This window comes from Flavobacterium sp. UBA4854, assembly GCF_002399805.1.
Taxonomy (GTDB): Bacteria; Bacteroidota; Bacteroidia; order Flavobacteriales; family Flavobacteriaceae; genus Flavobacterium; species Flavobacterium ginsengisoli.
Window position 1 is genome coordinate 33,298 of record NZ_DHEI01000080.1, and the last position, 24,682, is coordinate 57,979.

At 32.4% G+C, this 24,682-nt stretch carries 20 protein-coding genes and 1 pseudogene; 12 read left to right on the forward strand and 9 right to left on the reverse strand.

The window, feature by feature from the left end; genetic code table 11:
* From B3J44_RS11065 to B3J44_RS11085, 5 genes and pseudogenes are all read right to left on the reverse strand, one after another.
* Positions 1-245, reverse strand: a pseudogene (locus B3J44_RS11065) (ATP-binding cassette domain-containing protein); the annotation flags it as partial.
* A gap of 9 nt (positions 246-254) precedes the next feature.
* The gene (locus B3J44_RS11070) at positions 255-1,157 is read right to left on the reverse strand and encodes an HlyD family secretion protein (protein WP_286968503.1); all 903 of its coding nucleotides are present in this window, start codon (positions 1,155-1,157) and stop codon (positions 255-257) included.
* 11 nt (positions 1,158-1,168) lie between these two features.
* Entirely contained in the window at positions 1,169-1,609 is a 441-nt protein-coding gene (locus B3J44_RS11075) for a TolC family protein (RefSeq protein ID WP_286968504.1), read from the reverse strand.
* Positions 1,594-2,409, reverse strand: a complete 816-nt coding sequence (locus tag B3J44_RS11080) for a TolC family protein (protein WP_286968505.1) — start codon at positions 2,407-2,409, stop codon at positions 1,594-1,596. Before B3J44_RS11080 ends, B3J44_RS11075 begins: the two co-directional genes overlap by 16 nt.
* 24 nt (positions 2,410-2,433) lie before the next feature.
* The gene (locus B3J44_RS11085; RefSeq protein WP_286968506.1) at positions 2,434-3,054 is read right to left on the reverse strand and encodes a TetR/AcrR family transcriptional regulator; all 621 of its coding nucleotides are present in this window, start codon (positions 3,052-3,054) and stop codon (positions 2,434-2,436) included.
* A 298-nt stretch (positions 3,055-3,352) separates the two neighbouring features.
* On the opposite strand from B3J44_RS11085, the gene B3J44_RS11090 reads away from it, so the two are divergent.
* Positions 3,353-4,120: a DUF2490 domain-containing protein gene (locus B3J44_RS11090; RefSeq protein ID WP_286968507.1), complete on the forward strand. Its 768-nt coding sequence runs from the start codon at positions 3,353-3,355 to the stop codon at positions 4,118-4,120.
* 23 nt (positions 4,121-4,143) lie between these two features.
* On the opposite strand, the gene B3J44_RS11095 is transcribed toward B3J44_RS11090, so the two are convergent.
* Positions 4,144-5,109: a YheT family hydrolase gene (locus B3J44_RS11095; RefSeq protein WP_286968508.1), complete on the reverse strand. Its 966-nt coding sequence runs from the start codon at positions 5,107-5,109 to the stop codon at positions 4,144-4,146.
* Positions 5,110-5,360: 251 nt separating this feature from the next.
* Between B3J44_RS11095 and B3J44_RS11100 the strand changes: the two genes are divergently transcribed.
* On the forward strand, positions 5,361-6,731 hold the full coding sequence (locus tag B3J44_RS11100) for a sensor histidine kinase (RefSeq protein WP_286968509.1): 1,371 nt from the start codon (positions 5,361-5,363) through the stop codon (positions 6,729-6,731).
* Between the two features lie 152 nt (positions 6,732-6,883).
* Here the strand turns inward: B3J44_RS11100 and B3J44_RS11105 are convergent, their stop codons facing one another.
* Entirely contained in the window at positions 6,884-7,573 is a 690-nt protein-coding gene (locus B3J44_RS11105; RefSeq protein WP_198856236.1) for an SIMPL domain-containing protein, read from the reverse strand.
* 51 nt (positions 7,574-7,624) lie between these two features.
* On the reverse strand, positions 7,625-8,263 hold the full coding sequence (locus B3J44_RS11110) for a rhomboid family intramembrane serine protease (RefSeq protein ID WP_198856237.1): 639 nt from the start codon (positions 8,261-8,263) through the stop codon (positions 7,625-7,627).
* A 112-nt stretch (positions 8,264-8,375) separates the two neighbouring features.
* On the opposite strand from B3J44_RS11110, the gene B3J44_RS11115 reads away from it, so the two are divergent.
* Positions 8,376-9,248, forward strand: a complete 873-nt coding sequence (locus B3J44_RS11115) for a lysophospholipid acyltransferase family protein (protein ID WP_286968510.1) — start codon at positions 8,376-8,378, stop codon at positions 9,246-9,248.
* A 303-nt stretch (positions 9,249-9,551) separates the two neighbouring features.
* Here the strand turns inward: B3J44_RS11115 and glmM are convergent, their stop codons facing one another.
* Positions 9,552-10,940: a phosphoglucosamine mutase gene (gene glmM / locus B3J44_RS11120; protein ID WP_198856239.1), complete on the reverse strand. Its 1,389-nt coding sequence runs from the start codon at positions 10,938-10,940 to the stop codon at positions 9,552-9,554.
* Positions 10,941-11,147: 207 nt separating this feature from the next.
* Here glmM and B3J44_RS11125 point away from each other — a divergent pair, with 207 nt between their 5' ends.
* The 9 genes from B3J44_RS11125 (at position 11,148) to uvrA (ending at position 24,153) form a co-directional block, all read left to right on the forward strand.
* Positions 11,148-11,732: an acyl carrier protein phosphodiesterase gene (locus B3J44_RS11125; protein ID WP_286968511.1), complete on the forward strand. Its 585-nt coding sequence runs from the start codon at positions 11,148-11,150 to the stop codon at positions 11,730-11,732.
* A 21-nt stretch (positions 11,733-11,753) separates the two neighbouring features.
* A complete protein-coding gene (gene ggt / locus B3J44_RS11130; protein ID WP_286968512.1) occupies positions 11,754-13,442 on the forward strand; it encodes a gamma-glutamyltransferase in 1,689 nt (562 codons plus the stop codon).
* Between the two features lie 73 nt (positions 13,443-13,515).
* Positions 13,516-15,300 carry a chloride channel protein gene (locus tag B3J44_RS11135; protein WP_198856242.1) on the forward strand — a complete coding sequence of 595 codons (1,785 nt, stop codon included), beginning with the start codon at positions 13,516-13,518 and terminating at the stop codon, positions 15,298-15,300.
* A 161-nt stretch (positions 15,301-15,461) separates the two neighbouring features.
* The gene (locus tag B3J44_RS11140; RefSeq protein WP_286968513.1) at positions 15,462-16,217 is read left to right on the forward strand and encodes a LytR/AlgR family response regulator transcription factor; all 756 of its coding nucleotides are present in this window, start codon (positions 15,462-15,464) and stop codon (positions 16,215-16,217) included.
* The gene (locus B3J44_RS11145; RefSeq protein ID WP_286968514.1) at positions 16,201-19,194 is read left to right on the forward strand and encodes a sensor histidine kinase; all 2,994 of its coding nucleotides are present in this window, start codon (positions 16,201-16,203) and stop codon (positions 19,192-19,194) included. Before B3J44_RS11140 ends, B3J44_RS11145 begins: the two co-directional genes overlap by 17 nt.
* A gap of 163 nt (positions 19,195-19,357) precedes the next feature.
* Positions 19,358-19,609 carry a hypothetical protein gene (locus B3J44_RS11150; RefSeq protein WP_286968515.1) on the forward strand — a complete coding sequence of 84 codons (252 nt, stop codon included), beginning with the start codon at positions 19,358-19,360 and terminating at the stop codon, positions 19,607-19,609.
* A 24-nt stretch (positions 19,610-19,633) separates the two neighbouring features.
* Positions 19,634-20,209 (forward strand): hypothetical protein, encoded by a 576-nt coding sequence (locus tag B3J44_RS11155; RefSeq protein ID WP_286968516.1) that lies wholly within the window; start codon positions 19,634-19,636, stop codon positions 20,207-20,209.
* Between the two features lie 104 nt (positions 20,210-20,313).
* Entirely contained in the window at positions 20,314-21,159 is an 846-nt protein-coding gene (locus B3J44_RS11160; RefSeq protein ID WP_286968517.1) for a hypothetical protein, read from the forward strand.
* Between the two features lie 162 nt (positions 21,160-21,321).
* Positions 21,322-24,153, forward strand: a complete 2,832-nt coding sequence (gene uvrA, locus B3J44_RS11165) for an excinuclease ABC subunit UvrA (protein WP_286968518.1) — start codon at positions 21,322-21,324, stop codon at positions 24,151-24,153.
* Positions 24,154-24,682 lie beyond the last annotated feature (529 nt).

Sequence of the window (24,682 nt, forward strand, 5' to 3'; positions counted from 1 at the left end):
GGCATATACCCCACTTTATTTCTAATTTCCTGAAACTCCTTAACCACATCATGCCCTTCAACAGAAGCAGTTCCGCCATCGGGTAATAATAATGTGGTTAAAACGCGAAAAATAGAAGTTTTTCCAGCGCCATCTGGACCTATTAATCCAAAAAGCTCTCCTTTCTCCACCTCAAAAGAAACCTCATCTACAGCGACAAAATCGCCATACTTTTTAGTAATATTTTTTAGCGTAACTGAAGCCATATTTCCGTTTTATTTTGACCAAAGAACTTCACCATACATTCCTATTTTCAAGTAACCATCGTTTTTCACTCTTACTTTTATGGCATACACCAAATTGGCTCTTTCATCTTTGGTCGGAATTGTTTTTGGAGAAAATTCAGATTTGTTCGAAATCCAGCTAATAGTTCCTTGATATTCTTTATATTTCTTTTCGCCTTGGTCAATACGTACTTTTACTTCCTGTCCGATTTTAATTTGAGGCAATTGTGTCCCTGTAATATAAGCTCTTAAATCTAGAGTTTCGAGATTCGCAATTTTGTACAATGGTTTTCCAATTACAGCCATTTCATATTGTTCTGCATATTTTGCCAATACTGTTCCCTTTATCGGATTTACAATCACACTTTTGCTCAATTGATCTTGAATTCCTTTTAACTGAACTCCAACCGTATTTCCTTGCTGTGTCAAGTTCTCTGTTGTGGTTTCCAACGAACTTTTCTGTGCCGTTATTTGAGCTTGCAACGCGGCAACTTTAGAATTTGCATCATCAAGTTGCTTTTGCGAAGCTACTCCGCCTTTTACTAATCTTTCTGTTCGATTGCGGTCTAAAATGGCATTATCAAGTTGTTTCTTCAAACTTTCAGTCTGAATTTGTATTTGAGGTTTGCCACTTAAAATCGCTTTTTCATTCTGGCGCAATTGCATTTTACTAATAGCCAATTGTTTACTGTCTATAAAACCAACTTTTTGCCCCGCTTGCAATTGTTGGCCTTCTTCTACATTCAATTGCAAAATTTGGCCATTTGCTTCGGCTGATAAAATCGTTTCGACAGCTTCAAAAGATCCAGAAGCATCAAAATCATTCTCTTTATTATGGCACGAAAACATCAAAATCGTTGGCATAAGAAAATATAAAAGCTTTATCTTTTTCATAATTTATAGAGTTAATTTCCTTTGATTGTTTGATACTCGTATTCAGACATAAGCAATTGAATTTCGTGCATGGCTTTTTCGGCGCGTGCATTTCCTTCTTTCTCAACAGAATTCAACAAATCTATTAATGGTCCTACGCCAGTATCGTATTTTAACTGATATCCTTCTCGAATTATCTGGCGCAGTTTTACAATATCATCATCATCTTTTAAGATTGCTTTTTGCCTTTCGATATCTGCTGTCTTTTGATTCATTTGAAAGCGGGTATTAAATAGAAAAGTTTCTTCCTGAACTTCTATTTTTTTCAATTCCTGTTGGGTCAGCTGTTTTTCGTTTGAATTTTTATATAATCCTTTAATATCCCAACCAACACTTAGTCCGGCAACTCCAACAGTCGAAATTTTATTAGCTCCTAAATTAATTCCTGGAGCCAAAACTACGCCTGCGCCCAATAATCCAACTTTGGCATCAGGCTAACTTTCTGCATATCTGATTGCGCATTTATGAGATTCCGCTGGCTCGCGAAAAGTAACTGCTCTGGACGTTTAATAATGGTATCAATACCTATAGAATTTAAAGGTCTACCCAATTTTTCCTGACTGATATTTTTCCCTATCAAATAAGAAAGCATCGTTTGATAACCTGCTTTAGTGTATTCAAAATCTTTTTTCTGTCGACTTAGATTCAGCTGTTCGGCTTTCATTTCATCAACATCTGTTTTGTAGGCTAAACCATTTTCATGAAGCTTTTTAACCTTATCAATATTATTGGAAAGAATAGTGTTTTGAATTTGCAATTGTTTGAGCTGTTCATCTATAAGTAATACGCCAAAATAAAGCTGATTTACTCTCGATCGGAGATCATAAAGCGAAACTTCTAGTGAGGCTTTATCCGCATTAGATGATGCCTCAATAATCTTTTTCTGCGTTTTGGTCGCTCCCCCATCCCAAATGGTTTGATTTACTTGTCCAAGACCAATAAACTTAAACTTACTATCACTTCCAGAATTTCCTAAAGTTGGAAAATCGCCAAAAACATATCCTTCAATAGCTGTAAGACTTATTTGAGGCAAATAAGCTTTATTCGCATTACTCAAAGTATATTCTTTACTTTTTTCAATTAGTTCATATTGTTTGATTAAAGGATAATTTTCAACAGCCAGCTTATAACTTTGATCAATGGTCAAGGTTTGCGCCTGCGCCGTCATAAAGGACAAGATTCCGATATATTTAAAGTATAATTTCCTCATCATAAAATAAATTAACTCTAGTTAGTATTAGACCGCTGCAAACATCATAGTAATCCATATCGGGATTTTTTTCTTGCGCTCTTGCATTAAATCGTGAAATTGGGCACTATCCAAATTTCTGCTTCCCATAACAATCGGTTTTGCCACAAATGGAAAAACAACTAATCCTATAAGATTCATCATAAAATGCAACGGGTTTGGTTCTGTTATTTTTTTATTTTGAACAGCTTCTTGAAATTGTTTAATAAAAACAGATTCATTTACAATTTCTTTGATAGGCAATCTTTTTAAAAGTCCCTCTGGGTTATTTCGAACTTCTGTGAGAATAAAAGTTGGAATTTCTGGTTCTGCACTAATAAAATCGATATATCGTTCGGCAATAACTTTTACTTTTTCTTCTAAAGAAGTTTTTTCATCATTCAAAATCACTTTCATACTGTTTACAAAACCAGATAAGGTTTCTGCCATTATAATCTCAAAAAGCTTAGCCTTGCTTCTAAAATAATAGTTCAGCAAAGCAAGATTCAAGCCTGCTTCTTCAGCAATATCTCTTGTTCTTGTAGCTGCGAAACCCTTTTTATAAAAAACAGTTTTTGCCGCTATTTTAATTTTTTCTTCGGTCGTAGAATCTTTTGCTGAAGCATTCATTTTTAATGTTTTATATGCAAATGTAAAGTATTTTTAAATACGTTAAACACTTTTTTTAATCAAATGATTAAATATTTTGATTAACCTCTAAAAAATAAAATTAATGCACACATTGTCGATTAAAAACAAAACACAAAAACAACCACTAATCATCTGATATAAAACATTTTAAATATTATAATTACATCTCAAATTCTCATCAAAAAAGAATACCTTTACTCTTCATAATTGTTTCCATAACTGCCTTAGACCGATTTAGAAGAAATTTACTTTTTAACTTATTTCTATCGTATTCTCTATGAAAAACAATTTTATCAGAATCCTAATTTCACTGATTCCTCTATGTGCGTTAGGGCAAACTCAGAAAAAAGAAATTAACCAACAGCTTCAGACTTGGGTTTCTATAAATACGGTTACCAAATTTGCAGACCATTGGGGTGTGATTGGCGATTTTCATATCAGGCGAAATGATTTTGTTGCCGATCCGAGTTTTTATTTTATAAGAGGAGGTATCAGTTATATTCCAAATTCAAATATTTCTTTAAATTTAGGATATGCACATATGTGGCTGGCACCGTCAAATCCAGACTGGAGTACTTTTGCAGATGAAAACAGAATTTACCAGCAAGCGCAGTTAAACACAAAATTTGGAAATATAAGCATTCTACAGCGCTTACGGAATGAACAGAGATGGCAGGAAAAAATAGTTAATGATAAACCCAGCGGAGATTGGCGATTCACCAATAGAATTCGCTATCTGATGAGTTTTACTTTCAGAATTTCCGATAAAAAATCATGGCTACAAATGGTGCTTTCTGATGAGATTCTGCTGCATTTTGGAGAGGAAGTTATTTACAACACATTTGACCAAAATCGTTTTTTTGTTGGGATTAAAAAAAATATCAATCCAAAATGGAGTTATGATTTTGGCTATATGAATGTATATCAACAAAAATACTCTGGATATCAATACGATATGAATCATACGATAAGATTGTTTTTTTATCTAAGTACTAGTATTAGAAAAAAAGCGCCTTCAGAGATTGAGAATTCTGGCGATGAATGATGTGTTACAAATACGATTTCTTTTTAGCATTGTTTGCAGGACTCAAAAAACTCAAAAGCCCTTTTCTCTGCATAAGAATACGTAGAATCTCGAAGCGGAAAAGCACAATGTCCACCATATTTTGGAGTTTCCAGATAAACATAAGCACTATCCTTAGCAATAGATCTCGGATAACATCTTTCTCCCAGAAAAGGATCGTCGAGCGAATTAATAATTAAAACTGGTGTCGTAATATCTTTTAGTGAAAACTCTGGAGAAACACGATGATAATAATCGTCTTTACTTGCAAAACCATGTAACGGTGCAGTAAAATATTGATCTACTTCATCAAAAGAAGTAATTTTATCTATTTGATCGCGGTTGATAAAATCAGGAAATTGAGCCGCTTTGTATTTCAGTTTCTTTTTAATATCAATCGTAAAATTCTTTAGATAAACTCTATTAAAGCCTTGCTTAAGAACTTCTGCACTGGTCGCGATATGTGTTGGAACCGAAATAGAAACTGCTGCTTTTATGCGTTCGTCGATTTTTGTCCAACCCAAATAATTAAGCAATTGAACACCTCCCATCGAATATCCGATTAAATAAATATCTTCAAATCCTTTTCTTAAAACAAACTGAACTACTTCGTCAAGATCATCAACTGCACCGTGATGATACAATCTCGGAAGTCGATTCATTTCTCCACCACAAGTACGATTGTTCCAAGCAAAAACAGAAAAACCTTTCTGCTTAAAATAAGTTGCACAACTATTATTATATGTTCTGCGTGAATCACCCTCTAAACCATGACATAAAATAATTGCTTTTTTAGGGTTATCAATAATATAATCGATATTGATAAAATCTCCGTCGTTTAATTCCTGCTTCTCTCTTATATATTCAGGAACTTCAAACTTTTTTATCAGTGCAGCATAAATAGTAGATATATGCCTGTTTCGATTAAGAATAGAAGGAGAATTATATTCTGATTGTTCAATTAATGGCATAACAAAGTGTTTTTTGTGGTACTTATTACAAAGCTAAGAAATCATTCAATATGTAATTTAATTCTTTCTTTTAATTTGTTTTCCTTTTTAATAATTTAACTATATGTAAATTTAAAAAAACAGTAAAGATTCTAAAGAAAACTAATTGTTAAATATGCAAGAACACGGCTCATGAAGCGCCAACTCTGGTCTGAATGTTTACTTTATTTGTATCTTTGTAAAATCGATTTACAAAAAGCAAAATCCCTACAATGTTTGAACTCTTACCAGTAGATCCAAAAACAATATTTCTACTTTACTTCTGGGGCAATTTATTTACTTGCGTCCTTATTTTTAGTTTTTCATTTTCGTATGCCACTAGCGATAATAGAAAAACTTTAAAGTGGTTCGGCTTAGGGAAATTAATACTTACTCTTGCATGGGTATTGGCTCTTTTACGAAATATTATCCCTGATTTTGCTTCTATTAACATTGCCAATTCTATGATTTTAGGCGCTTGTTGCTTTGAAACGTTGGCTATGCTGTCTCTTATTAAAACACATGCAAAAAAACATTATCGCTTTCAGATAGCCATTACCACGGCAACCATATTGCTATTTAATATTTCGACACTTTTTGACGCAACAATGAATACTCGCGTCATTATTGGCGGTATTGGAGTCTTTGCCATTTATTTATTGCCTACAATAACTTATTTTACAGAAAAAGAAAAAAGCTTTTTCAAGACTTTTTATGTCTTGTGTTATATGGGTTTTGAAATTCTAATTGCAATACGGACCGTTCACAGACATTTGTACCCTCAAAATCTTATTATTTCTAACGATACTTTTGATAGTTTATACAGCATTTGTTTATTTCTATTGTCTTTAATTGGAATTGTTGGCTTTTTGCTTTTGGTGAAAGAAAAACAAGATCATAAAATTAAAAAGCTTTTAAATGACAAGAACCAATTCTTCTCTATAATCTCTCATGATTTAAGAGGCCCATTGGGTTCTTCTGTTTCTCTCTCTGAAATTTTACTTGAAAATATCGATCAGTACAGCCGAGAAGAAATTAAAGAAATATCAGAACTGTTGCATGACTCAAATAAAAACATTTATAAGCTGCTTGAAAATCTATTAGAATGGTCTAAGGTTCAAACCGGAATGATTACTTTTCATCCTAAAAACATGCTGCTAAACGCTTTAATTGAGGAAAATATTGAGCTGAGCAGAAATGTCGCTTTAAATAAAAACATCAATATTACATTTGAATCGGCTTATCTTGTTGAGGCAGAATTTGATAAAAATATGATTAGTACTATTTTGAGAAATTTACTTAGCAATGCGATTAAATTTACTGACAAAAACGGCGAGATAAAAGTGAAGCTTATCAAGACAAATCAAAAAGTAGAAATTTCGATTACGGATAATGGAATTGGAGTTCCTGACAGTATAAAAGAAAAGCTTTTTAAAATCAATGGAAAAGTACTGCAAAAAGGAACAGAAAATGAACTAGGAAGCGGACTCGGATTGTTACTCTGTAAAGAGTTTGTAAATATACATCAAGGAAAAATTTGGGTAGAAAGTGAACTTGGTAAAGGAAGTACATTCAAATTTACTCTTCCAATAAAAGTTCTTTAAATTATGAAATTACCATCTCAAAATTCCAAATTATAATTCTCATTAGAAAAGTAAGCTTTGTGTGAATTCTTTAGAAAAAAATAAAACAAAAAAATCCAAACTCCAGTTTTAATTGGAATTTGGATTTTTTGATATTGGAATTTTAGAAAAATTTAGTCTAATACAAAACTTACGCTAACATTTGCTGTAATTTCGATTTCGCCAATTGCTAAAGTTTCGTTTGAAGCTCCCATTGAATCTGCTTCTTTCATTCTCATAGCAGCGTACACTGGTTGCGGACGGTAAACTTGAGAATTATCAGAAATTGTAAAAGCTTTACCCACTTTTTGCCCTAAAACAGACACATATTCTTCTGCTTTAGTTTTAGCATCTTTCATAGCTAATTTTCTAGCTTCAGACTCATATTGTGTTAATTTAGATGATTCGAAAGAAACTCTGTCAATTCTATTGATTCCTTGCTGAACCAAACCTTCCATTAACTCGTCGTATTTAGCTAAATCTTTCACTACAATTTCTACAGTTTGTACAGCATTGTAAGAAGTTTTCTTTTTCTCATAATCGTACTGCGGATTAAGAGCTACTTGTTTTGTTTTGAAATCTGCTGTTGGAATATTCATTTTTTTGATGAATTTTAAAACAGCGTCCATCTTTTCGTCGTTTTGTTTTTTAACGTCTTTAGCATTATTCCCTTTTGTTTCAACAGAAGCTGAAATACAAACTTGATCAGGTGCTACTTTTACTTTTCCTTCTCCATTAACATTAATTAGAGGTACTTGTTTGATTTCTTGGCCGTAAGACATAGTCATAAACATGATTGTTAAAAATAATACTAGTTTTTTCATTTTTGTTAAATTTTAATATTTAAAAAAGACATTCCAAAAGTTATGCCACCATTACAATTTTCCCAATTTTGCCATTCCAAAAAGTATTAAAATTGGAATTGCGAGAAGTATAACCATCATTGTGTGGTCTGTAAATAGTGATGGCATTTTAATTAAAGTTATCAAATATCCGCCTATAGCACCTCCAAAGTGTGCTGTATGCCCAATATTATCATTTTTGGCTTTCATTCCATAAATGGAGTACAATAAATACAAAATTCCAAAAATATAAGCTGGCATCGGAATGACAAAAAATATTCCAAGCATCATATCTGGCTGCAGCAATATTGCTGAATACAAAACTCCAGTAACCGCGCCAGAAGCTCCGACAGCTCGATAACTATAATCGTTTTTATGCAATAACATGGTAAGAAGACTGCCGAAGATTAAACTTCCAAAATACACCAAGACAAAAGAAAAATTGCCAAGCCAGTTTAAAACTACAGGAGCAAAAAAATACAAAGTCAGCATATTAAAAATTAAATGCATCATATCTACATGCAAAAATCCTGAAGATAACATTCTGATTTGCTCACCAGAACGAATGCTTCCTACATGAAATTCGTATTTTCTAAAAAAATAAAGATCATTAAAACCTTTGTAACTAATAACAACGTTCGCAACGATAATCGCTATTAAAATAAAATTCATAAGTACTAATTATTGTGAATTGTAAATATAATCATTCTTAAAGATAAGTTAGCAAGAAAGCAAAATATCAATCGATAATCATTTTTAATTTATCTTTGTAAAAAAAATTTAGATGCAGTTTCTTGTTTATATTTTAGCCTATCCATTGCTTTGGCTTATCTCCATACTTCCATTTCCTATATTTTACCTATTCTCAGATTTTGTTTACCTTCTGGTATACAGAGTAATTGGCTATCGTAAAAAAGTGGTTCGCGAAAATCTTGCGCTTACTTTACCTCATTTAAGCGATGCTGAAAGAAAAGATATAGAAAAGAAATTCTACAAACATATGTGTGATATGTTTTTAGAAATGATTAAAACCATGAGCATGTCTCCTGAAGAAATGGAAAGGAGATTTCAGGTAACCAATATTGATTTGGTTCGCGATTATGCTAAAAAAGGAAAAAGCGTAATTCTTGTAGCTTCGCATTATGCTAGTTACGAATGGCTTTTGACTATTAATCCAAAACTTGGATTTCAGGGTGTTGCCGTTTACAAAAGATTAGCCAATCCTTATTTTGATAAATTGGTTCGAAAAATCCGTTCTAAATACAATACAGAAATGATCGAAACCAGAAAAGCAATTCCAACAATGGCACAACATCAACGCGATGGAGTTTTAAGTTTGTATGGCTTAGCAAGCGATCAATCTCCAAAATTGGATCGAATTTTTCACTCGATGAAATTTATGGGAATTGAAGTTCCAGTTCATACAGGAGCAGAAATGCTAGCTAAAAAATACGATTTAGCTGTCATAATGGTGAAAGTAAAAAAAGTAAAAAGAGGATTTTACGAAGCGACTTTTCTTTCTCTTGCTGATGATCCGAAAGAATTTGAAAATTTTGACATCACAGAATTGTATTTAAGGGAAGTAGAAAAACAAATTCTAGAAGCTCCAGAATTTTATTTGTGGACACACAAAAGATGGAAACACCGTATTGAATAATCTAAATATAAAAAGCCTCTTTGGAAAGATCTAAAGAAGCTTTTTATATTTAAAATAAATTCATTCCGTTAGGAATGTCTTGTTGGTAGAATTAGATTTTAAACGATAGTTACACGTTCCGTAGGAACGTCTGATTAATCGGAAATGCATTCAATTCTAAAAAAAATCAGGTGTCGCTATGGGACACAAATGTAAACAACATCATTTTTTTTAAACGATGAGCTATTCCTAACGGAATGATTTTATAGAAAAAGCCTCTTTGGAAAGATCCAAAGAGGCTTAGTTTATTTAAAAACTGAAATCTTAGATTCCAGCGATCACTTTAATTTCATCAATAATTCGAAGTGCCAATTTATCTGCCGCATCTTGAGAAGGTGCTTCAGTATAAATACGAATAATTGGTTCTGTATTTGATTTTCTTAAATGAACCCATTCTGTAGCAAAATCAATTTTTACACCGTCAATTGTCGAGATATCTTCGTTTTTATATTTCTCTGTCATTTGAGTTAAAATTGCATCAACATCAATTTGCGGAGTCAATTCAATCTTATTTTTGCTCATGTAATACTCTGGATAAGAAGCTCTCAAAGCAGAAACTGGCATTTTTTTGTTTGCTAAATGCGTCAAAAACAAAGCAACTCCTACTAGACTGTCTCTTCCGTAGTGCAATTCTGGATAGATAATTCCACCGTTTCCTTCACCACCAATAATAGCGTTGTTTTTCTTCATTAATTCCACCACGTTCACTTCTCCTACTGCACTTGCTTCATAACTACCGCCATGTGCTTTTGTAACATCTCTTAAAGCACGAGAAGATGACATATTAGAAACGGTATTTCCTGGAGTTTTACTCAAAACGTAATCTGCACAAGCCACCAAAGTATATTCTTCACCAAACATTTCTCCATCTTCGCTAATAAAAGCCAAACGGTCAACATCTGGATCTACTACGATACCAAAATCAGCTTTTTCTTTTACAACAAGCTCAGAAATATCAGTTAAATGTTCTTTTAATGGCTCTGGGTTATGAGGAAAATGTCCGTTTGGTTCGCAATACAGCTCTACTACTTCAACTCCCATTAATTTTAGCAGTTTAGGAATAATAATTCCTCCAGATGAATTTACACCATCAACAACTACTTTAAATTTAGCTTCTTTAACCGCCTCTATATCAACCAATGGCAAGTTTAAAACTTCATCGATATGAATATCCATATAAGCGTCATTTGAAATCACTTCACCTAAACTATCAACATCAGAAAAATCGAAAGCTTCTGCTTCTGCAATTTCAAGAATTTTTGCTCCGTCTGCACCGCTTAAAAATTCTCCTTTTGCATTTAATAATTTTAAAGCATTCCATTGTTTTGGATTGTGAGATGCTGTTAAAATAATTCCGCCATCTGCTTTTTCTAACGGAACAGCCACTTCAACAGTTGGAGTTGTAGAAAGTCCAAGATCGATAACATCGATCCCTAAACCAATTAAAGTATTCACTACTAAATTATGAATCATTGGTCCAGAAATTCTAGCATCACGGCCAATTACAACAGTCAATTTATCTTTAGCAATATTATTTTTTAAGAAAGTTCCGTACGCCGACGCAAATTTCACTGCATCAACAGGAGTTAGATTATCTCCCACTTTTCCTCCGATCGTTCCACGGATTCCAGAAATAGATTTTATTAAAGTCATTTTTGTGAGTTAGGGTTATTTTTTTACAAATATAAAAAAGTTACCGAGTTACTAAGGCGCTAAGTTTCTAAGATTTTAAATTTAACCTATAAGAAACTACTTATATCTCGTTATTTTTATAACAAAATGATTTAAAAAAGTTTTTATACATTTACTAAAATAACTCAGAATCTTAGAAACTTCGATTCTTAGAAACTTATAAAAAAAATGAATTTCTTAGCCCACATATACCTTTCTGGAGAAAATGATCTGATTAAAATCGGGAATTTTATGGCTGACGGAATTCGCGGAAAACAGTTTGAGCATTTTCCTGAAGATGTACAAAAAGGAATTTTACTGCATCGATTCATAGACACTTATACCGATTCTCACGATATTTTTAGAACTAGCACCAAACGTCTGCATGACAGATATCATCATTATGCCGGCGTAATTGTAGATATTGTTTACGATCATTTTCTAGCCAAAAACTGGGAAAAATATTCGGATGAAAGGTTAGAACTTTTCGTAAAGCGATTTTACCATTCCTTACACGATAATTACGAGATCTTAACCGAAAGAACACAAGGTTTAATGCCTTATATGATTGAAAGAAACTGGCTTGTAAGTTATCGTACAACTGAAGGAATTCAGCATATTTTAACTCAAATGGATAGAAGATCTAAAAACATTTCTCAAATGCAGTTTGCTGTTGAAGAGCTCACTGAATTTTACGACGAATTTGAAAAAGAATTCACTCTTTTTTTTGAAGAAATGAGAGCGCAAGCAAAACAAAAACTGCTTACACTCTAACTCATTTTAACCTTATTACACATGAAAAAAATTACACTTTTAATAGCGCTTTTATACCTAAATAGTACCAATGCGCAAGAAGCCGTTTCAAAACCAACCGGATTGGTTGTTACAAAAGCAATGGTAGTTTCTGCTCGCGGAGAAGCTTCAAAAATTGGCGCTGACATTATGAAAAGAGGCGGAAACGCTTTTGATGCCATGGTAGGAACTGAATTAGCTCTTGCAGTTGCTTTTCCTTTTGCAGGAAACATTGGAGGCGGCGGATTTATGGTTTACCGAAAAGCAAATGGCGAAGTTGGTTCTTTAGATTATCGAGAAAAAGCTCCGTTGGCAGCCACAAAAGACATGTTTTTAGATAGTGAAGGAAATGTAATAAAAGGAAAAAGCACGCAAACTGCACTTGCAATTGGTGTACCTGGAACTATTGCAGGGGTTTTTGCAGTTCATAAAAAATATGGCACCATGCCAATTTCTAAAATCCTAGAACCTGTAATTGCTTTAGCTGAAAGAGGGGTTATCGTTACCAAAAAACAAGAAAAAAGTTTAAAAGATTATCATGAAAGTATTGTAAAAATAAATGGAGAGGACTCTCCCGCATCAAAAACTTACAAAGAAAATGATACTATAAAATATCCAGCATTAGCAAAGACTTTAAAAAGGATTCAGAAAAAAGGAAGAAATGAATTTTATAAAGGCGAAACGGCAAAAATCCTAGTCAATTATCTTAAAGAAAAAGGCGGTATTATTACTATGGCTGATTTGGCAAAGTATGAAGCTATATGGAGAAAGCCACTTCAGTTTACTTACAAGGATTTAAAAATAACTTCGATGGCTCCGCCAAGTAGTGGTGGAATTTGTTTGGCTCAAATTTTAAAAATGCTTGAACCTTATGATTTAGCCAAAATGGGGCATAATTCGCCAGCTGCAATTCAGGTTATTGTTGAAGCAGAAAGAAGAGCATATGCAGACAGAAGCTACTTTTTGGGTGATCCCGATTTTGTAAAAATTCCGATGAAAGAATTATTGGACGAAAACTATCTGCGCGAAAGAATGGCAAGTTTTAATCCAGAAAAGGCGACTTTATCTACTGAAATAAAAGAAGGAAAAGTTAATTACGCTGAAAGTACAGAAACCACACATTATTCAATAGTAGATCAATTTGGAAACGCAATTGCCGCTACAACAACTTTAAATGATGGTTATGGTTCTAAATACTATTGCGACGATTTAGGTTTCTTTTTGAATAATGAAATGGATGATTTCAGCGCTAAACCTGGATCTCCAAATATGTTTGGTTTAGTTGGAAATGAAGCTAACAGCATTGCACCACAAAAACGTATGTTAAGTTCTATGACGCCAACAATTGTAGAGAAAAACGGAAAACTTTTTATGGTAGTAGGAACTCCAGGAGGATCGACAATTATTACTTCTGTTTTACAGACTATTTTAAACGTTTACGAATATAATTTAAGCATGCAAGAAGCAGTTAATGCTCCACGTTTTCATCATCAATGGTTGCCTGATTTAATTACTTTTGAACCAAATACTTTTGAAACTAAAACTATAGACACTCTAAAAGCTAAGCATTATATTATAAACGAAAAACCAACTCCAATTATCGGGAAAGTTGATGCTATTTTGATTTTACCTGACAATAGATTAGAAGGTGGAGCAGATTTTAGAGGAGATGATGCAGCCTCTGGTTTTTAATTCTTTCTTGATTTTATATTTTTTTAAACAAGATTATAATCTAATTTTGTAAGATCGATAATTTTAAAACAGAATGATAAAAAAATATTTCAGACGACTTGAAAGTATAATTGCTTTGGCTCAATCATTAATGACACCAAAACAATTCCTTTTTTTATCTAGTGTTTTAACAGGAATATCGTGTGCATTTGCAGTAATTGTCCTTAAAACATTCGCACACAGTGTTTTTTCTTTCGCTACATACATTAACGGAATTCTAAAATTGAGTTTCATTAACAGTATTTTGCCTATTATTGGTATATTACTGACGGTTTTTGTAGTAAAAAAAGTCCTTAACGGAACTATTCAAAAAGGAACTTCACAAATACTTTATGCCGTTGCAAAAAAAGCAAGTATTATTCCGAAAAAGCAAATGTATGCCCAGATTATTACCAGTTCGTTAACGGTTGGTTTAGGTGGTTCTGCTGGTTTAGAGAGTCCGATTGTGATAACAGGAGCCGCTTTTGGTTCTAATTTTGCTCAAAACTATAAGCTACAATACAAAGACAGAACTTTATTAATTGGCTGTGGCGTTGCGGCCGGAATTGCTGCCGCATTTAATGCACCAATTGCTGGGGTACTTTTTGCGATTGAAGTCTTATTGGTAGATGTTAGTATTTCTGCCTTCACTCCTATTATGATTTCTGCTGCTACAGGCGCTTTGGTTTCTGCGATTGTTTTAGATGAAAGCATTTTATTGAGCTTCAAAAAACAAGAAACATTCGATTATCACAATATCCCATTTTACGTTATTTTAGGAGTTATTACAGGATTAGTCGCTATTTATTACTCGAGAAATTTCCAAAAAGTAGAACATTATTTTGCCAAACAGCAAATTAATCCATACAAAAAAGCTCTAATCGGTTCATCACTATTGGCGTTGTTAATTTTTATTTTTCCGACATTATTTGGTGAAGGATACGAAAGCATTAAAACATTATCTGATGCAGATCCTGGACTTTTATTAGATAATACTTTGTTTGCCGATTTTAGAAATAATCAATGGGTTCTGCTTTTGTTTGTTGGAGCAACAGCAATGGTTAAAGTTTTTGCTTCTGGATTAACCATTGGTAGCGGTGGAAATGGTGGAAACTTTGCCCCTTCTCTATTTTTAGGATCTTATTTAGGCTATTTCTTTTCTAAATTGGTTACACTGATTGGCTTATCTAAACTTCCTATCAGCAACTTTACAATGGTAGGAATGGCTGGAATTTTGAGTGGCTTATTTCATGCTCCGCTTACAGCTATTTTCTTAATTGCAGAAATCACAGGAGGTTACGGACTAATGATTCCTCTAATGATTGTTTCTTCAATCAGTTTTGCCATTTCTAAACGTTACGAAAAGTATTCGCTTGACGTAAAAGGTTTAGCCAAAAAAGGACATGCTTTTACCAGCAATAAAGATTCTAATATTCTTTCTACTTTAGAAATTGATACTATTATTCAGTGCGATTATCTTACCGTTCATCCAGATGAAAACTTAAGCAAATTAGTCGATTTGATTTCACACTCTAATCAAGTTGTTTTTGCCGTTGTCAACCATGACAAAGATTTAATTGGAGTTGTACACTTTAATGACATTCGCGAAATTATCTTCAATGCCTATCGTGTAAAATACACCCATATTAGAGATGTTATGAAAGCGCCATTGGCAACAATTTCAACTCTAGATAGTATGGAAATTGTTATGAAGAAGTTCGAAACTTCAAAATCGGCTTTTCTGCCTGTTTTAAGAGATGGGAAATATTATGGTTTTATCTCTAAATCAATAGCGCTTGAAGCTTATAGAACAAAACTTCGTTCTATGACGATTGAATAATTTTCTTTTGGATGCATTAAAGGTCATAGATATATTCATACAGAATATATTATATTTGATTTTTCAATTCATATTAGTACAAATAATATATTTCTCAGGACATTTGAGTTGCACCAAATAAAAGCCCGAGAGTAGAATTATTTTTAAACGCCACACCAAAGATGAAAATTAAAGCTATTATTGTTGATGATGAATTGTCTGCAAGAAATCTTATAGAGACACTCTGTAAGCAAATTTATGATGACAAAATCGAAATAGTCGAACAATGCAGTTCTGTTCCCTCAGCTTTAGAATCAATTAAAAAAAAATCTCCAGATCTTGTTTTTCTTGACATTCAAATGCCGGGTGAAAACGGCTTTGATTTACTTTCTTACTTTGACACAATTCCATTTGAAATTATTTTTACAACGGCATATAAAGAGCATGCATTGCAAGCCATTAAAAATAGTGCTTTAGACTATTTAATAAAACCAATTCATATACCAGATTTTAAAACTGCCATTAGTAAACTAGATTTAGCTTTAGAAAAAAAAGATAGTTTAGATAGATATCAACTATTAAAGGAAAATAGAGAAAACCAATCTTCAGGAAAACAGCGAATTGCCCTTGCATCAAAAACAGGCTTCGACGTCATTCAACTTAACGAAATTTTATTTTGCAAGTCAGAAGGTCCTTATACCGACATTTATACTAAAGATCATAAATATTGCGCTACAAAGTCCCTCAAAGAAATCTGCGAATTATTAGAATCAGAAAAAAACTTCTTAAAAGTTCACAGAAGTTATTTGATTAATGCTGCATATGTCAAAAAATTTAAATCGGAAGAATTTAAACTACAAATGACTTCTGGTCATGAAATTCAGGTTTCAGACAAAAAATTCACAAAAAACAAGCTTATAGATGCCATCACAAAATAAGCTTAGATTTTGTGCATTTCTTTTTTTCTTTCCAATATTTTTCTTTGGACAATATTTTCCGTCAAAAAATTATACAACAACCGAAGGCCTTCCCAATAATGCTGTACGAGCCTTGTTTCTAGATTCTAAAAATGTTTTATGGATTGGAACAGAAAATGGTGTCTCTAGAATGGAAAACGGCATGTTTACCAATCTGGATGAAAGCACCGGATTAGGCCATAATAGCTGTTGGGACATTTCTGAAGATGCTGACGGAAATATTTGGTTTGCAAGCTACAGCGGTGGCGTAACTAAATTTGACGGCAGAAAGTTTACTGTCTTTACTAAAAAACAAAAATTGCCAAATGAAAGGGTTCGAAAACTATTACCATTCAAAAACAAAATGTATGTTGGTACAGAATTAGGTCCTGCAATAATTGATATTAAAACTAATAAAGTTCTAGTTCCAAAAGGCATTTTACCCCAGTTTGGTGTTTTTTTGGTTTCAGATTTTTTTGTTTTTGAGAATGAAGTTTATTTTTCGACTATAAATGAAGGCTTATTTAAAATAGTTTATGAAAACAAAACTCCAATAATTCAGGAAGTTTTTAGACATAAATTTCTTTACGGTTTAGGCTTTTACGACTATATTATTTATTCTGGAAATAAAGGTTTTATTGATCGCTTTAAAGTTGAAGATTTAATTTCAAATAAAAAGAAATTAAAACCAATTGGAAATTCTATTGTTTGGGACTTTGCAAAAGATAGCCAAAATACTCTGTATGCCGCAGCTTGGGGTGTTTTTGATTTAAGCGGCGGGCTTTATTCTATTTCTGATGATAAAATGATCGACATTTCAGAATCATACGGAATTACTTCGAAGAATTTGCTGAATGTTGTATATAATGGCAAAAAAAATATTCTTTACGTAGGTTCAAAAGACAATGGAATTTATGAAGTTCAATTAGATCAAATAATCAATTACTATAATTTCAATGATAAAACCATTATTGATTTTGAAGCAATTAAAACTCAAAAAATAATATTGCATCAAAATGGAATTACATTTTTAAACAATGAAAATAATGCTTTAAAAAACATATCATTATCCGATTTCAAAAAATATGAAACTGATTTCATAAAAAAAACAAAATTAAAACTTCCCACACATGCCGATGGATATTATGAATTGGATTATAATATTCCTGAAAACAAAATTGAGTTTTATGAACTTTTAAAACATCAGAATTCTTTATGGGTTACAAGTAATATTGGGATTTTTGAACTTAATTTTGAAGGCAAAATAATAAGCTACAGTCCGATTCATACTTATAAAATTGGTTTTACAAATGATCATAAATTTATAGAAACAATTCCTTACGGAGGCGTACGCGTATATGATGATTTGCCAAATTTAAAAGCCAAACATTTTTCGGAATTTGACAAACACACACCTTTAGATATTGTAAAAATTTTAAACAATAAGGAGAAGACTTATCTTATATCTGTTTTTAATGGTTTGTTTGTACATGAAAAAGATCAATTCAAATCGTATTTAACTGATGGGATCTGGAAAGAAAAAAAGTTCAAACACATTACAAAAAACAATAAAGGCCAACTTATTTTAGCGGCTGAATTTGGAGATGTTTTTGTAATTGAGGATTCAAAATCGTTTAAAATACTGAATACTATTTCGAAAAAAGAAATTATCGGAAACACCATTCTATTTCTTGAAGCCTACAAAGACTATATCTTAATTGGAACAGAAAAAGGCATAAACATTTATAAAAACGGTGTTATAAGACTTATTGATAAAGAGCAAGGTCTTCAAGATTCTAAAATTACAACCTCACAAATTTTTGCAAACAGTTTATGGCTCGGAACCAAAAAAGGCTATTACACTATAGATTTAAATCGTTTGACGGCAACACAATTGACTGTTTCTGAGATCGGAATTAGTAAGATTGCCATCAATAATGTTCCTTTAAAATCATCAGAATACAAATGGTTTAGATACAATTCAAAACAACTGATTTCTGACTATAAGCACAATTCTTTTTCCATAGATTTTATTCCTAAAGGACATTCATTTCCAAACAAACTGAAATTCAGATATCGTTTAAATAGTAACAATCGTTGGAGTCCATATAGCGAAAAGACCAATTTGTTTCTTCCTTATTTACCTACTGGAAACTACAATGTAATGATTGAAGTTTTTGATATGAACGCAGGAAAATCAAAAGTTTTTACCATTTTACAGCTTTATATCCAGCCACCATTTTGGTTAAGCTGGTGGTTTATTTCTTTGGTTGCAACCATTTTACTTATTATAATCGTATTGGTTTTTCTAAGAATTAAAAAGAAATCAAACGAAAAAATCATTGTCCAGCGTCGTATTGCAGAGACAAAATTAGAAGCTTTGTTAAGCCAGATGAATCCGCATTTTACATTTAATGCAATGAATACCATTCAGTCTTATATTGCGCATAGGGAAATGGAAGAATCGATGATTTATATAAGTGAATTTTCAAAATTGATTCGGAAAACCCTTGAAAACTCATCCAAACAAAAAATCACTATCGATGAAGAAATCGAATATTTAAAGGCATATATAAAAATTGAAAATAAACGTTTAGAAAATCCTATTGATTTTGAACTCCTAATTTCAGACGAAATAGATACTCATTTTACCGAGATTCCAACAATGTTATTACAGCCATTTGTTGAGAATGTTTTTGTTCATGCCTTTAACGAATCTAGCCAGAACCCTAAATTGACAATCTCATTTAAAATGATTTCTGAAACTATTTTAGAATGTAAAATCATAGACAACGGAATGGGGATAAATGCTGCCAAAAAAAATAAACTTCATGAATCTAAAGGAATTCAACTTACCAAAGAGCGTTTGTCGCTTTTACAAGATTCAAAAGAGAATTCAATAGAAATTAATTTTAGCGAACATAACGGTACAACAGTAACCATTATGTTTTGGGTTTAATATTTCACTCTTAAAATTAAAAAAGCACTTGTTATTTGGCAAGTGCTTTTTTGTTTTTATGCCAGAAAGGTGCTTTCATACAATAAAAAGCCCATTAAAGAAGAAAAAAAATTACGCTTAAATGTTCTTCTATTTTTGCGTTTTAACCCTTTAATTTTAAAATATGCCAAATTTTTATTGTGAATACTGTGGTACTAAAACATCAAGCATTTCAAGTTTAACTGCAAGTTCTTGCTCGCGTCATCCTCTTGGTTCTGGAAAAGGAAAACATAAACTTTATGAAGGTTCAGAAAAAACAAAATATAGCTGCAAATACTGCGGTACTTCAACTTCAAGCATTTCAAGCCTAACAGCTAGTTCATGTAGCAGACATCCAGATGGATCTGGAAAAGGAAAACATGCTCCGGCGCTTTAATAATCCAAAAAAAACTAGATAACCATGGAAATTATAATAATATCAATTGTAAGCACTTTAATCTTAACAACATTAGTTTGGATAATATTCTTTAAAAACATTCAAACCAAATTAACTCATGACAAAGAAAAGTTATCGATAGAATTATTCAACTTAAAATCTAACATTGATTTTGAAGTAAATAAAAAACTTGAAGAAAAAGTTATTCTATTAAATGAGCAGATTCTTGAATTAAAAAATAAATGCATTACTATCGAAAGAGAATCTTATGAGAAAGGAAAAAAAGATGCTGCTGCAGAATTTGAGAAAGACTATTTTGTCAACGTCATTCCTTACAAAGAAACTTATGAAGCCGATAGAGAGTATATAATTTTTGGCAAAAAAAATAAATATGTAAATGTTGGTTTCCAACGCCAGTTATTTGTAAAAGGAATTCCAGTTTTTGACCCAGTATATTCTTTTGTTGAAAAATATGAATTTAACGAATTTAAACTTAATGAGGAAGCAATTAACAGACTAGTTAATAATGCGATTAAAGCAATTGCTCCTCAAGCAGGATCTTTTATTAAAGTTGCAGATGATATAATGGATAAAAAATAAAAAGCCCATATTCAAAATTAAATATCTTCTTAATCTCTTTTCCAAACAAATCAGCTCAGGATTCTCAATAAAAAGTTTAGATATAAACCAATAATTAGAAAAAAATGACAAAAAAAATAGTATTAGCACTTATATTTCTGCTTGCATTATCAACACACAGTCAAACAAAAAAACAAACACCATCTCTCGAAGTCAAAGTTAAAAACTATGTAAAATGGTTTGAATCGCTACCAGATTACAAAAAACGCGAAGAATCTATAATATTAGTAAATAAACTTAATAATATGTCGTCACATGATAAAGGCATATGGTTAGCTTTGATGACTAAATACAGCACTAAAGAATCAAAAAAAAATGTTGCTGACAGCTTATCTAATGATGGTGTCAAAAAGAAATTATTAGCAACATTAAAAAGCTATAATATACAAAATAACGAAAAAATAGATACTATAATAATTATCCGAGCAACTACTGGCAAAGAGAGGACATTTGAAAAAAATACAGAAACAATAAAAAAAATTGCTGATCTAAAAGCCATTATTGCTCTCGCTGAAAAGAAAATGGATAGTATTGGAGGAGATGTTGACTTTCATTATCACAATGGTAATACCATCTATATGAATGCTTATCATAATGCTAAAAATGCTAATTATGAGCTTCCATTTTTGAGAGATGAGATAATACTTTACAGAGGCACTGGAGATGATAATTGGAATTCTTATCTAAAAGATCTTTACGAAGTAGAAGTACAAGTGAAAACTCCTCATATACTGACAGATGAAGAATTAGATAGCGGAATAACAAGTACAACAAAATTTGATAAGAAGAAATTTATCTATATTGCCAAATTTATAAAAGGTTACAATTATTATGAGGGTAAAATACGTGATGATAAATCAAGCTCATTTAGTATCAATGAAAAGCAACAAAAAGAGAATTATGATGATTGAAAAATAGTTTTAGATCGTCATAAAATAACATTTTAACTTAACTGAATATTAAAAACGCTAGTTCAAACTAGCGTTTTTTGTTACTAATTGTAACATAAAGTTTTGCTATCGAGCACAAAAAGAACAAATCAAAGTGGTAACTTTGCGCTTTTGCTCAAAATTATGTTAGATAAAGACAATACTATTGAAGTTCTTGGTGCAAGAGTTCATAATCTAAAAAATATCGATATATCTATTCCGCGTGAAAAACTGGTTGTAATTACTGGTTTATCAGGTTCGGGAAAATCTTCTTTGGCATTTGATACGATTTATGCCGAAGGACAACGTCGTTATGTTGAAACTTTTTCGGCCTACGCAAGGCAATTCCTTGGCGGTTTAGAGCGTCCAGACGTTGACAAAATTGACGGACTTTCTCCAGTTATTGCAATTGAACAAAAAACAACCAGTAAAAGTCCGCGTTCTACAGTTGGAACCATTACTGAAATTTACGATTTCCTAAGGCTTTTGTACGCACGTGGCGCAGATGCCTATAGTTATAACACAGGCGAAAAAATGGTTTCGTATTCTGATGAACAGATCAAAGATCTGATTATTCAGGATTACAACGGAAAACGCATTAATATTCTAGCGCCAGTAATTAAAGCTAGAAAAGGGCATTATGCCGAATTATTCCAACAAATTACCAAACAAGGATTCTTAAAAGTTCGTGTAAACGGAGACGTTCAAGATTTGGTTGCAGGAATGAAACTGGATCGTTACAAAACACACGATATAGAGATTGTTGTAGACAGAATGGTGATTGAGGATAATCCTGATACTCAGAAAAGATTATCTGAAAGCATCAATACTGCAATGCATCACGGTGAAGATGTCTTGATGATTTTAGATCAGGATTCTAATGAGGTTCGTTATTTCAGTAGAAATTTAATGTGTCCAACAACAGGAATTTCATATCAAAATCCAGAACCGAATTTATTTTCGTTTAACTCTCCAAAAGGTGCTTGTCCGCATTGCAACGGATTGGGAACTGTACACGAAATTAATGTTAAGAAGATTATTCCAAATCCGAAATTATCTATAAAAGCTGGTGGTTTTGCTCCGCTTGGCGAATACAAATCGTCTTGGATTTTCAAACAATTGGAAACTATTGGAGAAAAGTTCGGATTTAAAATAACCGATCCAATCGAGAAAATTCCCGAAGAAGCAATGCAAATGATTTTGTATGGCGGAAAAGATAAATTTTCTATCAATTCTAAAGATCTTGGTGTTACAAGAGAATATAAAATCGATTTTGAGGGAATTTCTAATTTCATCAAAAATCAATATGATGAAAGTGCCACAACAAGCATAAAACGTTGGGCAAAAGATTTTATGGACGAAATTAATTGTCCTGTTTGCGATGGCTCACGTCTTAAAAAAGAAGCATTATTTTTTAGAGTAAATGAAAAAAATATCACCGAATTGTGTGATATGGATATTTCAGATTTAACAGCTTGGTTTCAAGATTTAAATAGCCATTTGACAGACAAACAGCTTTTAATTGCATCTGAAGTTGTAAAAGAAATCAAAGACCGTTTGAACTTTTTGATGAATGTTGGTTTGAATTATTTGGCTTTAAGCCGAAGTTCAAAATCCCTTTCTGGAGGTGAAGCACAGCGTATTCGTCTGGCAACTCAAATTGGTTCTCAATTGGTTGGAGTACTTTATATTTTGGATGAACCAAGTATTGGTTTACACCAAAGAGATAACGAAAAATTGATTCACTCTTTGGAACAATTACGAGATATCGGAAACTCGGTTATTGTGGTTGAACACGACAAAGACATGATCGAAACGGCTGATTATGTAATTGATATTGGCCCAAAAGCGGGTAAATATGGCGGAGAAATCATCAGCATAGGAACTCCAAAAGAAACTTTAGCTTCAGACACTATTACCGCTCAATATTTGAATGGTAAAATGAAATTTGATATTCCGAAGAAAAGAAGAAAAGGAAATGGCAAATTCTTGAGATTGACCGGAGCAACAGGAAACAATCTTAAAAACGTTTCAATTGAAATTCCGTTAGGTAAGATGACTTGCGTTACAGGAGTTTCTGGAAGCGGAAAATCGACTTTGATTAATGAAACGCTTTATCCGATCTTAAATGCATATTATTTTAATGGCGTAAAAAAACCGCAACCTTACAAAAAGATTGAAGGTTTAGAACATATCGATAAAGTAATTGATATTGACCAAAGTCCGATCGGAAGAACGCCACGTTCAAATCCGGCAACTTATACGGAGGTTTTTACAGAAATTAGAAATCTGTTTACAATGACTTCTGAAAGTATGATTCGAGGTTACAAAGCGGGCCGTTTTAGTTTTAACGTAAAAGGCGGACGTTGCGAAACCTGTGAAGGTTCTGGTGTAAGAACAATAGAAATGAACTTCTTACCAGATGTTTACGTAGAATGCGAAACATGTCAAGGAAAACGTTTCAACAGAGAAACTTTAGAAATTAGATATAAAGGAAAATCAATTTCTGATGTTTTGGATATGACGGTTGATGAAGCGGTTCCGTTTTTTGAAAATATTCCGAAGATTTATAGAAAAATCAAAACCATTCAAGATGTTGGTTTAGGTTATATTACCCTTGGTCAGCAAAGCACAACGCTTTCTGGCGGTGAAGCGCAGCGTATTAAATTGGCGGGAGAATTATCTAAAAAAGATACTGGAAATACATTTTATATTCTAGACGAACCAACTACAGGTTTGCACTTTGAAGACATTCGTGTCTTGATGGAAGTAATCAATAAACTGGTTGATAAAGGAAATACAATTCTTGTCATCGAGCATAATATGGATGTTATAAAACTTGCCGATTATATTATCGATATCGGTCCAGAAGGTGGAAAAGGCGGCGGACAATTGGTTGCCAAGGGAACACCAGAAGAAGTGGCTCAGAATAAAAAGAGTTATACGGCTAAGTTTTTGAAAAAAGAACTAGCATAAAAACAATTCTTATCAGAGTTTGAAAAATATACAGAAGGCTTTGATAAAAAATTAATTATAAAATTGGATTGCGCACTTTTGTCATTTCGACGAAGGAGAAATCTCCACAAGAAGCTCGACAAAGATTGGACTTTCATTGCGGAGTTACTTGTGGAGATTTCTCCTTCGTCGAAATGACAATGATTGCGGTAATTTTGCACGAAGCTAAAACTCATTACAACCTTGATTTAAAACTTTGACAAAGATTAAGATCAAAAAAAACTTCAACTTCAACAAACAATATATACCTGATAATGAATCAAAAAACTAAAATTGATTATTATCATAACATTACTTTTTGATTATAATTCCTGTTTTTTATAACAATTCTAGAAAAAAGCGTTAATTTAGTGTCCGCTTTTTTTGAAAAATTCAAGCTTTTTAAAGAAAAAATATTTCAATTAAACTGAATGTTTATCTGAAACCAACTGCCCTAGCCCTGATGGGAGCGGCATCTCCCGATTTAAAAAAACAAGGCTTTTTAGCCGTA